Annotated in this window: 15 protein-coding genes and 1 riboswitch; of the genes, 9 read left to right on the forward strand and 6 right to left on the reverse strand. The window is 63.0% G+C overall.

Annotated features, from left to right (window positions below; genetic code table 11):
• Positions 1-11 precede the first annotated feature (11 nt).
• The gene (locus SynM161_RS00625) at positions 12-275 is read left to right on the forward strand and encodes a hypothetical protein (protein ID WP_006851112.1); all 264 of its coding nucleotides are present in this window, start codon (positions 12-14) and stop codon (positions 273-275) included.
• Position 276: 1 nt separating this feature from the next.
• On the opposite strand, the gene SynM161_RS00630 is transcribed toward SynM161_RS00625, so the two are convergent.
• Entirely contained in the window at positions 277-756 is a 480-nt protein-coding gene (locus tag SynM161_RS00630) for a hercynine metabolism protein (protein WP_186541673.1), read from the reverse strand.
• Entirely contained in the window at positions 753-986 is a 234-nt protein-coding gene (locus SynM161_RS00635; RefSeq protein ID WP_115009649.1) for a hercynine metabolism small protein, read from the reverse strand. The genes SynM161_RS00630 and SynM161_RS00635 overlap by 4 nt, the downstream gene beginning before the upstream one ends.
• Positions 987-1,157: 171 nt before the next feature.
• Here SynM161_RS00635 and SynM161_RS00640 point away from each other — a divergent pair, with 171 nt between their 5' ends.
• Entirely contained in the window at positions 1,158-2,075 is a 918-nt protein-coding gene (locus tag SynM161_RS00640) for a hypothetical protein (protein WP_370593087.1), read from the forward strand.
• Here SynM161_RS00640 and smpB read toward each other — a convergent pair.
• Positions 2,069-2,569 (reverse strand): SsrA-binding protein SmpB, encoded by a 501-nt coding sequence (gene smpB, locus SynM161_RS00645; protein ID WP_115009647.1) that lies wholly within the window; start codon positions 2,567-2,569, stop codon positions 2,069-2,071. The genes SynM161_RS00640 and smpB overlap by 7 nt on opposite strands.
• 50 nt (positions 2,570-2,619) lie before the next feature.
• On the opposite strand from smpB, the gene ruvB reads away from it, so the two are divergent.
• From ruvB to thiC, 6 genes are all read left to right on the forward strand, one after another.
• Positions 2,620-3,666 carry a Holliday junction branch migration DNA helicase RuvB gene (gene ruvB / locus SynM161_RS00650; protein WP_186541674.1) on the forward strand — a complete coding sequence of 349 codons (1,047 nt, stop codon included), beginning with the start codon at positions 2,620-2,622 and terminating at the stop codon, positions 3,664-3,666.
• On the forward strand, positions 3,663-4,427 hold the full coding sequence (locus SynM161_RS00655; protein WP_186541675.1) for a tetratricopeptide repeat protein: 765 nt from the start codon (positions 3,663-3,665) through the stop codon (positions 4,425-4,427). The genes ruvB and SynM161_RS00655 overlap by 4 nt, the downstream gene beginning before the upstream one ends.
• Before the next feature lies 1 nt (position 4,428).
• Complete coding sequence (locus tag SynM161_RS00660; RefSeq protein ID WP_186541676.1) at positions 4,429-5,610, forward strand: amidohydrolase; 1,182 nt, start codon at positions 4,429-4,431, stop codon at positions 5,608-5,610.
• The gene (locus SynM161_RS00665; protein ID WP_011363156.1) at positions 5,607-5,834 is read left to right on the forward strand and encodes a DUF3188 domain-containing protein; all 228 of its coding nucleotides are present in this window, start codon (positions 5,607-5,609) and stop codon (positions 5,832-5,834) included. The genes SynM161_RS00660 and SynM161_RS00665 overlap by 4 nt, the downstream gene beginning before the upstream one ends.
• On the forward strand, positions 5,831-6,445 hold the full coding sequence (locus tag SynM161_RS00670) for a HEAT repeat domain-containing protein (RefSeq protein WP_186541677.1): 615 nt from the start codon (positions 5,831-5,833) through the stop codon (positions 6,443-6,445). Before SynM161_RS00665 ends, SynM161_RS00670 begins: the two co-directional genes overlap by 4 nt.
• Positions 6,446-6,476: 31 nt before the next feature.
• Positions 6,477-6,583: riboswitch (TPP riboswitch) on the forward strand.
• Positions 6,584-6,628: 45 nt separating this feature from the next.
• Entirely contained in the window at positions 6,629-8,032 is a 1,404-nt protein-coding gene (gene thiC, locus SynM161_RS00675; RefSeq protein WP_115009642.1) for a phosphomethylpyrimidine synthase ThiC, read from the forward strand.
• A 140-nt stretch (positions 8,033-8,172) separates the two neighbouring features.
• Here thiC and tkt read toward each other — a convergent pair whose 3' ends face one another.
• Genes tkt through acpP form a run of 3 tightly spaced genes read right to left on the reverse strand, consistent with a single transcriptional unit; the run spans position 8,173 to position 11,735 of the window.
• Positions 8,173-10,182, reverse strand: coding sequence for a transketolase (gene tkt, locus SynM161_RS00680; RefSeq protein ID WP_186541678.1), 2,010 nt, complete (start codon positions 10,180-10,182; stop codon positions 8,173-8,175).
• A 54-nt stretch (positions 10,183-10,236) separates the two neighbouring features.
• Positions 10,237-11,484, reverse strand: coding sequence for a beta-ketoacyl-ACP synthase II (gene fabF / locus SynM161_RS00685; protein WP_186541679.1), 1,248 nt, complete (start codon positions 11,482-11,484; stop codon positions 10,237-10,239).
• An 8-nt stretch (positions 11,485-11,492) separates the two neighbouring features.
• Complete coding sequence (gene acpP, locus SynM161_RS00690; RefSeq protein ID WP_011363161.1) at positions 11,493-11,735, reverse strand: acyl carrier protein; 243 nt, start codon at positions 11,733-11,735, stop codon at positions 11,493-11,495.
• A gap of 146 nt (positions 11,736-11,881) precedes the next feature.
• Here acpP and psaC point away from each other — a divergent pair, with 146 nt between their 5' ends.
• Positions 11,882-12,127 (forward strand): photosystem I iron-sulfur center protein PsaC, encoded by a 246-nt coding sequence (gene psaC / locus SynM161_RS00695; RefSeq protein ID WP_006850103.1) that lies wholly within the window; start codon positions 11,882-11,884, stop codon positions 12,125-12,127.
• The last annotated feature ends 44 nt before the right edge of the window (positions 12,128-12,171 follow it).

The raw sequence follows: 12,171 nt of genomic DNA on the forward strand, positions 1-12,171 counted from the left end.
GTCCTATCCCCATGAGTGGAGAACGCGTCGGATTTCGCTTCAAGCACGCTGATGCCGTGGTCAAGCGGAATCCCCAGGGCCGTTCCCGCCGGGGATGGGTGATGGAGCCGGTGGAGCAGACCACCAGCCGTGGCACCAAGATGCCTGCTTACCGCATCCGCTGGCGCGACAGTGAGCGCCCGGAAATCGTGCTGCAGCACATGCTGATCGCCGATCCGGATCCCACACCTCCGCCCGAGGGTGTGAGCCTCGAGCCCCCTGCTCCCAAGGCCTGATCTAACTCAGCCCAGCGTTACGGCGCAGCTGCTCAAGCTCCTGTTCCGCTTCAAACAACGCCCAGTCCTTCTCCAGTGTTGAGGGGCTGGGCGTTTGCTTTTGCTGTTGAAGCTCCTGCAATTGCCGCTCCACCTCGTTGAAGCGGCGTCCCAGATCCTCTAGGTCAGCCCAGAGGGCGCGGCCCTGGTTCATCAGGCTGGTGAGATGTTGTTCGGCGCGTCCGGCCAGATCGGCTGCGCCGGCTGCCCTGGCCCGCTCCACCCGACTGCGCCAGGCCCGCACGTCCTCGGCCAGCCTCAGCAGCTGCTGGCGTTGCTGCTTCGCCTCGCCCTGCAGTTGCTGGCGTTGCCGTTGCAGGGCTGCGGCCCGATCCTTCAGGTGCTGTTCGCTGAACAGGTGCTCCTGAACGGGGTTGTTGCGCAGAAAGGCGGAGAGCCGGGCATCCAGCTCCCGCTCCAGCTGCTCTAGCCAGCTGCTCATGCTTCGCCTGGGGTGGTGATCACCGGTTTTTCGATCTCTTTCTCCAGGGGCTCGATTGCGGCGGTTTTGGAGTTGAGGATCATCTGGGTGAGTTGCGCTGCTTTCACTTCTCCCACTTCACCTTCCAGTTCCCCCAGGCGATCAAAGGCCGCCATGTAGACGGCTTCCAGGTCTTGGATCAGCTGCTCACGCTGCCGTTTGATCGCCTGACGCCGTTCGTCTGATTTCATGCCGTCAGAGCTCCTGGGCGCAATCTCTGCGCTCAGTTTGCCGGCAAAAGCAGATGCAGAGCGACCTGATGGTGTGGATCGGTCCAGCGGCGTTGGATCCGCCAGCCCTTTGCGGACCCTAGGGGGTGCAGCAAACCATCGGTACCATCAGCCTTCCATTTATTTGCGCTCGTGCCTGAGCCCACAACGTCACTGCGAACAAGCCGTGCGGAAGCTCGCGTGCAGGGAGCGGAGGGTCGTCTCTGGCCCGTGGTGATCGCTCTGGGGCTTTTGGCGCTGGTGGGCTCCGCCATTGGATGGTTCCTGCTTCCCCGCAGTTCACCTGTCGATACTGCGCCTGATCGTGAGGTTCAGCAGCCTGCCGTCAGCCTGCCGTCGGCGGAGCTGGATCAACGCCAGCAATTGCTCAGCCGGCTGCGGGCGCTTCAAGTGGATCGCGGCTGGTTTGTCGAACTTGTGGATGCCAGCCAGCTCAGCACGGAGCCGCAGCAGGATGCGCCGTACCGAAGGGTCTGGACCGAGCTGGCCGAGCAATGGCTGGCTCGGATTGCTTTGCTGCCGCCGGCGATTCGGGACCAGTTGGGCCGTCTGAAGGCAGCGGATTGGCAGCAGCAGCGTGAGGCACTGCTGAAACAGGGCGTTCATCCGCGGGTCATGGAGCATCTGGTGAGTGCTGGAGCCCAGGATCTGCTGCCGCTCGCCATGCGTGGCCGGAAACCCGCCAACCCCTTTCTTCAGCTCTGGATTGCAGCGGCGATTCAGAGCCTTGATGACGTTGAGATCATGCGTCTCAAAGCGCGCCCGCTCGAACACGCCATCACGTCGTTGCCTATCCCTGCCGGTGGCGCGCGTTTGGTGCTGGTGGAGGCTTCAGCAGGTGATGCCGTGGTCCTGGGCATCAACGGCACACCGCTGATGCAGATGATGGTTTTCGGCGTCAATGGGCAGGTGGAGGAGGAGCGTGGTCCGCTGCGGGTGACTCGGATTGCTCCGCAAGCGGGCTCGCCGCTGCAGGTGCTGGTCACCAACGACGGGGTCTCTTCGAGTCTGTTCTCCCTGTCCTGTCGGGCGAATCCGCTTGATCAATAGCGCTCCATCGCTGCTTTCACGTCCTTCTTGGATTGCTTTTCCTTTTCGGCGGCGCGCTTGTCGTGCAACTTGCGCCCTTTGCCCAGCCCGATGGTGAGCTTGATCCAGGACCCCTTGAGGTGAATGTTGAGGGGGATCAGCGTCAGGCCTTTCTGATCCACCAAACCACGCAGCTTGTCGATCTCCCGGCGATGGGCCAGCAGTTTGCGGGTGCGCAGTGGGTCGTGGTTGAAGTAACTGCCGGCGTGGGTGTGGGGTGAGATATGCACGTTGTGCAACTGCAGCTCTCCATTGCGGATCAGGCAGAAGCCATCGCGCAGGTTGGCCTTGCCGTTGCGGATCGACTTCACCTCGGTGCCCACCAGCTCGATGCCGGTTTCGAGGGTTTCCAGAATTTCGTACTGATGCCGTGCCTGCCGGTTGTCCGCCAGCATCCGATTGGCGGCGGCCCGTGCCGCGGCTGCGGCTGCTTTTTTCGCTCCTCCCTTGGCCATGGCTGCGGCTGCGTCTTCCGACCCTATCCAGGTCTGGGTACCCTGCCCGCATGGCGATTGTCTCTTCCAGCTCCGGTCGCAAGCCACCACGCCGCCCTGAAGCGCTAGTGGACCCTCAGCCGGCACCTGAAGAGGTGGTGAGTCGGCCGGAAGACAAGCTTCGGCCCCAGCGCCTGAACGACTACATCGGCCAGAGAGAGCTCAAGCAGGTGCTGGGCATTGCGGTGGAAGCGGCGCTTGGCCGCGGCGATGCCCTCGACCATGTGCTGCTCTATGGCCCGCCGGGTTTGGGCAAAACCACCATGGCCATGGTGTTGGCCGAAGAGATGGGGGTGCAGTGCAAGGTCACCAGTGCACCGGCCTTGGAACGCCCGCGCGACATCGTTGGGTTGTTGGTCAACCTTCAGCCCCGTGATCTGCTGTTCATTGACGAGATTCATCGCCTGAGCCGGGTGGCGGAGGAGCTGCTCTATCCGGCGATGGAAGACCGGCGCCTCGATCTCACCGTGGGCAAGGGCAGCACAGCACGAACCCGTTCCCTCGACTTGCCGCCCTTCACCCTTGTGGGGGCCACCACCCGCGCCGGATCGCTGAGCTCCCCGCTGCGGGACCGGTTCGGCCTGATCCAGCGGTTGGAGTTTTACGGCCAGGACGACCTGGAAGCGATCGTTGAGCGCACCGCCGGGTTGATCGGGGTCACCCTCACACCCCAGGCCCGCAGCAGCATTGCCGCCTCTTGCCGCGGTACGCCCAGGATTGCCAACCGCCTCCTGCGCCGGGTGCGTGATGTGGCCAGCGTGCGTGGCGGTCGTGGTGGAGCCATTGATCAGGCCCTGGTGGGAGAGGCCCTGAGCCTGCACCGCGTGGATCATCGGGGCCTCGATGCCAGCGATCGGCGTTTGCTGCAGCTGCTGATCGACCACCACGGTGGTGGCCCGGTGGGCCTGGAGACGCTGGCGGCGGCCCTTGGCGATGATCCCGTCACCCTGGAGACCGTGGTAGAGCCGTTTTTGTTGCAACAGGGGTTGCTGATGCGCACTCCCCGCGGCCGAATGGTCACGGATGCGGCCCGCAGTCATCTGGCCGAGGCTGCATGAATCGGTTTCTCGTCCTGTTGATGAGTCTGGTGCTGGCCCTGCCAGTGCAGGCCCTCGATCTGCAGGGGCTTTATGAGCAGGCGCTGACGGCAAGCCGTCAGGGGGATTTTGTGGAGGCGTTGCCCCTTTGGGACCGCTTCCTGGAGCAGGTTCCAGACGATGCAGCAGCGCTGAGCAACCGCGGCAATGTGCGTCTCGCTCTGGGTGATCCTTCCGGGGCCATCGACGATCAGAGCGCCTCGATTGTGCTGGCGCCGGAGGAAAGCGACCCGCATCTGAACCGGGGCACGGCGGAGGAAGCGCTTCAGGACTGGTCCGCGGCAGCGGACGACTATCTCTGGATTCTGGAGCGCGATCCGCAGGATGCCTCAGCCCTCTACAACCTGGCCAATGTGCGTGGCTCGCAAGGGGACTGGCCTTTGGCGCGAGAGCTTTATGGCCAGGCTGCTCTTGCCCGCCCCGGCTTCGCCATGGCCCGCTCCAGCGAGGCGCTGGCGGCCTGGCAAGCAGGAGATCTCGATTGGGCGGAGGCGGAATTGCGCAAACTGATCCGTCGCTATCCCTTGTTCGCCGACGCTCGGGCGGCCCTCAGCGGCCTGCTCTGGCGCGAAGGATCCAGTGGTGAAGCCGAAAGCCACTGGGCCGCGGCGGCCGGCCTGGATCAGCGTTACCGCCAGGCCGATTGGCTGGAGCAGGTGCGCCGCTGGCCACCGCAGCCGACGGCGGATCTGATGGCGTTCCTTGCCTTGGAGGCGTCCTGAGATGACCCAAGCGGCGTCCCTGTCCGATCGACTCAGCCGTGAGCTGCCTGAGCTGCTGAAGCTGCGCCGGCATCTGCATGCCCACCCTGAGCTCAGCGGTGAGGAACATCAGACGGCTGCTCTGGTCGCCGGTGAACTGCGTCAGCTGGGTTGGCGGGTTCGTGAGGGAGTTGGCCGCACGGGCGTGATGGCCGAGTTGGGGCCTGATCACGGCCCCACGGTGGGTTTGCGGGTGGACATGGATGCTCTTCCGGTGGAGGAGCGCACCGGGCTGAGCTATGCCTCCACCCGCCAGGGTCTGATGCATGCCTGTGGCCACGACCTTCACACCTGCACGGGCCTTGGTGTCGCGCGCTTGCTGGCTCAGGAGCCCCACTTAGGGGCTCGAGTGCGGCTGCTGTTTCAACCTGCCGAAGAGTTGGCCCAGGGGGCGGTTTGGATGCGAGATGCGGGGGCGGTGGAAGGCCTTGATGCCTTGTACGGCGTTCACGTGGTGCCGAATCTGCCGGTGGGCACCGTGGGAATACGGCGGGGTTGTCTTACGGCGGCGGCCGGTGAGCTGGAAATCTTTGTTCAGGGTCAGGGTGGCCATGGCGCCCGTCCCCATCAGTCGGTGGATGCTGTTTGGCTGGCGGCTCGGGTGATCACAGAGCTTCAGCAGAGCATCACCCGCCGCTTGGATGCGTTGCAGCCGGTGGTGATCAGTTTCGGCAAGGTGGAGGGCGGCCGCGCTTTCAACGTGATTGCCGATCAGGTGCGCTTGCTGGGTACGGTGCGCTGTCTGGATCTGCAGCAGCACGCCCAGCTGCCGGCTTGGATCGATGAGACGGTGCAGGGGATCTGTGCCACTGGAGGAGGTACTGCAGTGGTGAATTACCGCTGCATAGCGCCACCGGTGCACAACGATCCGCGGCTCACGACCTTGCTCGAACGTTGTGCGGTGGAGTGTCTGGGGCGCGACAAGGTGCTGCCGGTGGAGCAGCCCTCCATGGGTGCGGAAGACTTTGCTGAGCTGCTTCGGGATGTGCCGGGAATGATGGTGCGGCTGGGCGTGGCCGGGCCCGAGGGGTGTGCGCCGCTGCACAACGGAGCGTTCGCACTGGAGGAAGACGCCCTCGGTGTTGGCATTGCGGTTCTCACGGCCACTGTGCTGGCGTGGATCACGGAGAACACCTCGGCATGAACCAACGTCGTGCGGTGATTTGGGTTTCCCTCGGGGCTCCTTTGCTTATCCTGCTCGCGTTGTTGGCTACCAACCAGCGCCAAGGCAAGGACCGGGTGCAGGTGTTGCCCGCGATCTTGGTGGGTTCGGGTCTGATCATCAGCAGCGCTCTCGGTCGGCAGCGCCGCCGCGCCAGGCTGTTGGCCGATCTTCAACGGGCGCGCACCCCTGGCAGCAACCCATGAACGAGACCGATCCGCAACGCCCTGATCTCGAAGAGGTCCGCCAGGCCATTGCCAGTGGGGATCCGGTTCAGGCGATGCCGGCGATCACAAAGCTCCGCCATTGCTCGGATGCTGAGGCTGTGCCGTTGCTGGTGCTGGGCACGGAGCAGAAGCCCTTTCTGGTGCGTTCCTTGAGCTGCAGTGGATTGGGCTACAAGCGCACCGAACAGGGCTGGACTGTGCTGAGTGCGTTGATCACTGCCGATGAAGACCCCAATGTGCGGGCCGAGGCAGCCAATGCTCTGGCCAGCTATGGAGTGGAGCGGGCCTGGCCTTTGTTGCGTTCGGCCTTTGAAGCTGATGCCGCCTGGCTGGTGCGCTGCAGCATTCTGTCCGCCTTGGCGGAACAACCCGACATTGATCTGGGTTGGTTGCTGGAGTTGGCAACTATGGCGATTGCCGATGCCGATGGCACTGTGCGGGTGAGTGGAGCTGAAATTCTCAGTCGGATTGTTCGGGAGGGGGGTACCGATTCCATCGCGGTGCAGGCCAGAGGCTTGTTGCAATCTCTGCAGCAGGACAGCGATCACCGGGTGGTGGCTGCGGTGCTCAATGGTTTGCAGGTCAGCTGAACGAGTCTTAGAGCAACGCTTGCTAGCGTTCAAACATCACTAGGGGTGTCCGGGTTTTCTCATGAACCCAGACTGAGATCACACCCTCCGAACCTGATTCCGGGTCATGCCGGCGCAGGGAAGTGCTTGAGCGTGATCCACGGCCAAACGTCGACCCCTGGGCTATCCGTCGCACCTCAGATCATGCGCGCTTCCTGGGTTGAGTCCCGTAAGGGTCAGGCCAACGTCTCTCAGATGCATTACGCCCGTCAGGGCGTGGTCACCGAAGAAATGGCCCATGTGGCGAAGCGGGAGAACCTGCCCGAATCGCTGGTGATGGAAGAGGTGGCCCGGGGGCGAATGATCATCCCGGCCAACATCAACCACACCAATCTGGAGCCGATGGCGATCGGTATCGCTAGCAAGTGCAAGGTGAACGCCAACATCGGCGCCTCTCCGAATGCGTCTGATGCCGCTGAGGAGGTGAAGAAGCTGAAGCTGGCGGTGAAGTACGGCGCCGATACCGTGATGGATCTCTCCACCGGCGGCGTCAACCTCGATGAGGTGCGCACCGCGATCATCGGTGCATCTCCTGTTCCGATCGGCACCGTGCCTGTTTATCAGGCTCTTGAGAGCGTCCACGGATCGATCGAGAAGCTCGATGAGGACGACTTCCTCCACATCATCGAGAAGCACTGTCAGCAGGGCGTCGACTATCAGACCATCCACGCTGGCCTGTTGATTGAGCACCTTCCCAAGGTGAAAGGCCGCATCACCGGCATCGTCAGCCGCGGCGGCGGCATCCTGGCTCAATGGATGCTGTATCACCACCGTCAGAACCCGCTCTACACGCGGTTTGACGACATCTGCGAGATCTTCAAGCGCTACGACTGCACCTTCTCCCTCGGCGACTCGCTCCGTCCCGGTTGTCAGCACGATGCATCGGATGCTGCTCAACTGGCTGAACTGCACACCCTCGGTGAACTGACCCGTCGCGCTTGGAAGCACGACGTGCAGGTGATGGTGGAGGGTCCCGGCCACGTTCCCCTCGACCAGATCGAGTTCAACGTGAAGAAGCAGATGGAGGAGTGCAGCGAAGCACCGTTCTATGTGCTCGGCCCGTTGGTCACCGACATTGCTCCCGGTTACGACCACATCACCTCTGCGATCGGTGCGGCGATGGCCGGTTGGCATGGCACGGCGATGCTCTGTTACGTGACGCCGAAGGAGCACCTCGGTCTGCCCAACGCTGAGGATGTGCGCGAAGGCCTGATCGCTTACAAGATCGCTGCCCATGCGGCAGACATCGCCCGCCACCGCCCCGGCGCCCGTGACCGTGACGACGAGCTCAGCCGCGCCCGTTACAACTTCGACTGGAACAAGCAGTTTGAGCTGTCCTTGGATCCTGAGCGGGCCAAGGAGTATCACGACGAAACCCTGCCTGCTGACATCTACAAGCAGGCTGAGTTCTGCTCCATGTGTGGACCGAAGCACTGCCCGATGCAGACCAAGATCACTGATGAAGATCTCGAAGGTCTTGAAAAGGTGCTTGAAGCCAACACCGGCGCTGCAGAGCTGACGCCGGTCAAACTCGACAAAGCCGACTGATTGCCTGCTTGCAATCAGATCTTGGCCCGGCGTCCGTAAGGACGTCGGGCTTTTTTGTGTAAGGCCATTAGTCGGGTTGGTGGCATAAAAAAAGACCCCCTGCCGAAGCAGGAGGCCTTGTTGTTGAAATGTTCTGGCGATCAGCCGAGCAGAGCCTTGGCTTTGGCCACCACGTTCTCCACCGTGAAGCCGAATTCCTTGAGGCAGGTGCCGCCGGGGGCGGAAGCGCCGAAGCGGTTCATGGTGACGCTGTCGCCATCCAGGCCGATGAAACGGTGCCAGCCGAAGGATTCAGCGGCTTCCACCACCATGCGCTTGCGCACGGCGTTGGGGAGCACCTCTTCCTTGTAGGCGTCGGTCTGCTCGTCGAACAGTTCGACGCAGGGCATGGAGACCACGCGCACCTTCTTGCCTTCAGCAGTGAGCTGTTTGGCGGCCTGGACGCAGAGGTCCAGTTCGGTGCCGGTGCCGATCAGGATCAGATCGGGAGTTCCAGCGCAGTCTTCCAGCACGTAACCACCCAGGGCCACCTTGTCGATCGAGGAGTTCGCCTGGTTGGCCATGCCCTGGCGGCTGAGGCAAAGGGAGCTGGGGCGCTTGCGGTTCTGGATTGCCACCTTGTAAGCACCGCTGGTTTCATTGCCGTCGCCAGGGCGGAACACCAGCATGTTCGGCATTGCCCGCAGGGAGGGGATGGTTTCGATCGGCTGGTGGGTGGGGCCGTCTTCGCCGACACCGATGGAGTCGTGGGTGAGCACGTAGATCACGCCCAGCTCGCTCAGGGCGGACAGGCGCATCGAACCACGCATGTAGTCGGCGAAAACCAGGAAGGTGCCGCCGTAGGGGATCAAGCCGCTGTTGTGATAAGCGATGCCGTTGAGGATGGCGGCCATGGCGTGCTCACGCACACCGAAGTGCAGGTAGCGCTTCTCAGGGCTGCTGGCTTGATAAGAGCCGGTTTCACCCTTGATGTCCGTGTAGTTGGAGTGGGTGAGGTCGGCGGAGCCGCCGATCAGTTCGGGCAGGTTGGGGCCCAGAGCACCCAGGCAGATCTGGGAGTGCTTGCGGGTAGCCAGGCCACCGTCTTCGGGGGTGTAGGTGGGTAGGTCCTTGTCCCAACCCTCGGGCAGCTCGCCGCGCAGCATCCGCTCGAACTCGGCGGCTTCGCTGGGGTACTTGGTGCGGTAGGTGGCCAGAGTCTGGTTCCACTCGGCCTCGAGGCTGGCGCCGCGGTCGATGGCCTGGCGGAACTGGTCGTAGGCGTCCTGGGGAATTTCGAAGGGGGCGTAGTCCCAACCCAGTTGCTGACGGGTCAGGGCTGCTTCCTCCTCGCCCAGAGCAGCACCGTGCACACCGGCAGTGTCTGCCTTGTTGGGGGAGCCGTAGCCGATGGTGGTGGTCACCTTGATGATCGACGGCTTGTCTTTCACAGCCTTGGCAGCCTCGATAGCCTTGGCGATGGCATCCACATCGGTGTTGCCTTCGGCCACGTGCTGCACGTGCCAGCCGTAGGCCTCGTAGCGCTTCAGCACGTCCTCGGTGAAGGACACATCAGTGCGTCCATCGATGGTGATGCTGTTGTCGTCGTAGAGGGCAATCAGCTTGCCCAGCTTCAGGTGACCGGCCAGGGAGGCAGCTTCGGAGGAAACACCCTCCTGATTGCAGCCGTCGCCCATGATCACGTAGGTGTAGTGATCCACCACGGTGGCGTCGGCCTTGTTGAACTTGGCCGCCAGGTGGGATTCAGCGATGGCCAGGCCCACGGCGTTGGAGATGCCGGCACCCAGGGGACCGGTGGTCACTTCAACACCAGGAGTCTCGAAGGTTTCGGGGTGACCGGGGGTCTTGGAGCCCCACTGGCGGAACTGCTTGATGTCCTCAATGGAGACCGAGTCGTAACCGGTGAGGTGCAGCAGCGCGTACAGCAGCATGCAGCCGTGGCCGGCCGACAGAACGAAGCGGTCGCGGTTGAACCACTTGGGGTTCTTGGGGTTGTGCTTGAGGAACTTGTCCCAGAGGGCGTAACCCATGGGTGCGCAGCCCATCGGCAGGCCGGGGTGGCCGCTGTTGGACTTATTGATGGCGTCGACAGCCAGCATCCGAATGCTGTTGATGCAGAGCGTGTCGAGAGACGCGGGCGCAGCGACCATGGTGTTAAGAGAAAAAGTTGAAGCGATTTTGACGCACGACGTGAGCGCGGAGGCTCAGCTGGCGCGTTTGAAAGCCAGGCAGACGTTGTGGCCGCCGAAGCCGAAGGAGTTGGACAAGACCGTTCCCAGTGTCTGATCCCGCGCCTCATTGGGCACGACATCCAAAGCACAGTCGGGATCCGGCGTGGTGTGGTTGATCGTGGGGGGCACGACGCCGTGTTGCAGCGCCAGCACGCAGGCCACGGCTTCGATGCCGCCGGAACCACCTAGCAGGTGGCCGGTCATCGATTTGGTGGAGCTCACCGGAATCTGCAAGGCCCGTTCGCCCAGGGCGCTTTTGATGGCCGACGTTTCGTTCTTGTCGTTCGCCGGGGTGCTGGTGCCGTGGGCGTTGACGTAGTCGATCTCGGATGGATCAATGCCGCCATCGGCCAGGGCAAGGCGCATCGCTTCGGCACCGCCGACGCCCCCAGGGGTGGGGGAGGTGATGTGGTGGGCGTCGCAGGTCATCCCGTAACCCACCACTTCGCCAAGGATCGTGGCGCCACGGGCCTGGGCATGCTCGAGGGTTTCGAGCACCAGCACGCCGGCACCTTCGCCGATCACAAAGCCATCGCGTTCCTTGTCGAACGGACGGCTGGCCGTGGCCGGGTCGTCATTACGGAACGACAGGGCTTTGGCGCTGGCGAAGCCGGCCACGCCCAGGGGAGTGATCGCCGACTCGGCACCACCGCACACCATGGCGTCAGCTTTGCCCAGCTGCAGCAGCCGGAAGGCGTCGCCAACGGCATTGGAGCCGGCAGCACAGGCGGTGGCCACCGCGGAGCTGGGGCCCTTTGTGCCCAAAGCAATTGCTGCAAGGCCTGTGGCCATGTTGGGGATCATCATCGGCACCGTGAACGGGCTCACCCGTCCAGGACCTTTACCCTCCAACACGTGGGCCTGCGTCTCCATCGTCAGCAGGCCGCCGACGCCGGAACCGATGATCGTGCCGATTCGATCCGCATTTGCGTCGTTGATCTCAAGCCCGGCATGGGCGACAGCCTGTTTGGCTGCCACCACGCCGAACTTGCAGAACCGATCCCAGCGTTTGGCTTCCTTCGGTTCGATGTAGCCGGACGGATCGAAATCCTTCACCTCTGCCGCAAAGCGGCAGGCGTGTGCGGATGCATCGAACAGGGTGATGGCGTCCACTCCGTTGCTGCCGGAGGTGAGGCCGTTCCAGTAGTCCTGAACCGTGTTGCCGATCGGTGTGACCGCGCCGAGGCCGGTGATGACGACGCGATGGAGACCATCCACCATTGCGTTGCTCAGGCCTGCTTGTCTTCGATGTATTTGACGGCGTCACCAACGGTGGTGATGCCTTCAGCTGCTTCGTCGGGAATCTCGATATCAAAGGCCTCTTCCAGGGCCATCACGAGTTCCACGGTGTCCAGAGAATCAGCACCCAGATCGTTCTGGAAGTTGGATTCGGGCTTCACTTCGCCGGAGTCAACACTCAGTTGCTCCGCAACGATTGAGCGCACCTTTTCGAGAATCGCTTCCTGGGACATAGCCGTGGCAACGGGACGCTGCATCTTACGGGCACGCCTTCAGTGCCTTCTCACCAATGCCTGCGCCGTTAACAACGGTGACGGCCTGGCCATGGACCGGCGAAGGACGGGTACGTTTGCCGCAAGCCTTCGTATGCATCGGGCACATGTCCCACGCCGTCAAGATCTACGACACCTGCATCGGCTGCACCCAGTGTGTGCGTGCCTGCCCTCTCGACGTGCTTGAGATGGTGCCCTGGGACGGCTGCAAGGCCGGCCAGATTGCCTCCTCCCCTCGCACCGAAGACTGTGTTGGTTGCAAGCGCTGCGAGACCGCCTGCCCCACCGACTTCCTCAGCATCCGCGTTTACCTGGGAGACGAGACCACGCGCTCCATGGGTCTGGCCTACTGATTTGCCCCGTTTCACCTCATAAGCTCGGCCCGGCTTCAGCCGGG

It is taken from the genome of Synechococcus sp. M16.1, assembly GCF_014279895.1.
GTDB lineage: Bacteria > Cyanobacteriota > Cyanobacteriia > PCC-6307 > Cyanobiaceae > Parasynechococcus.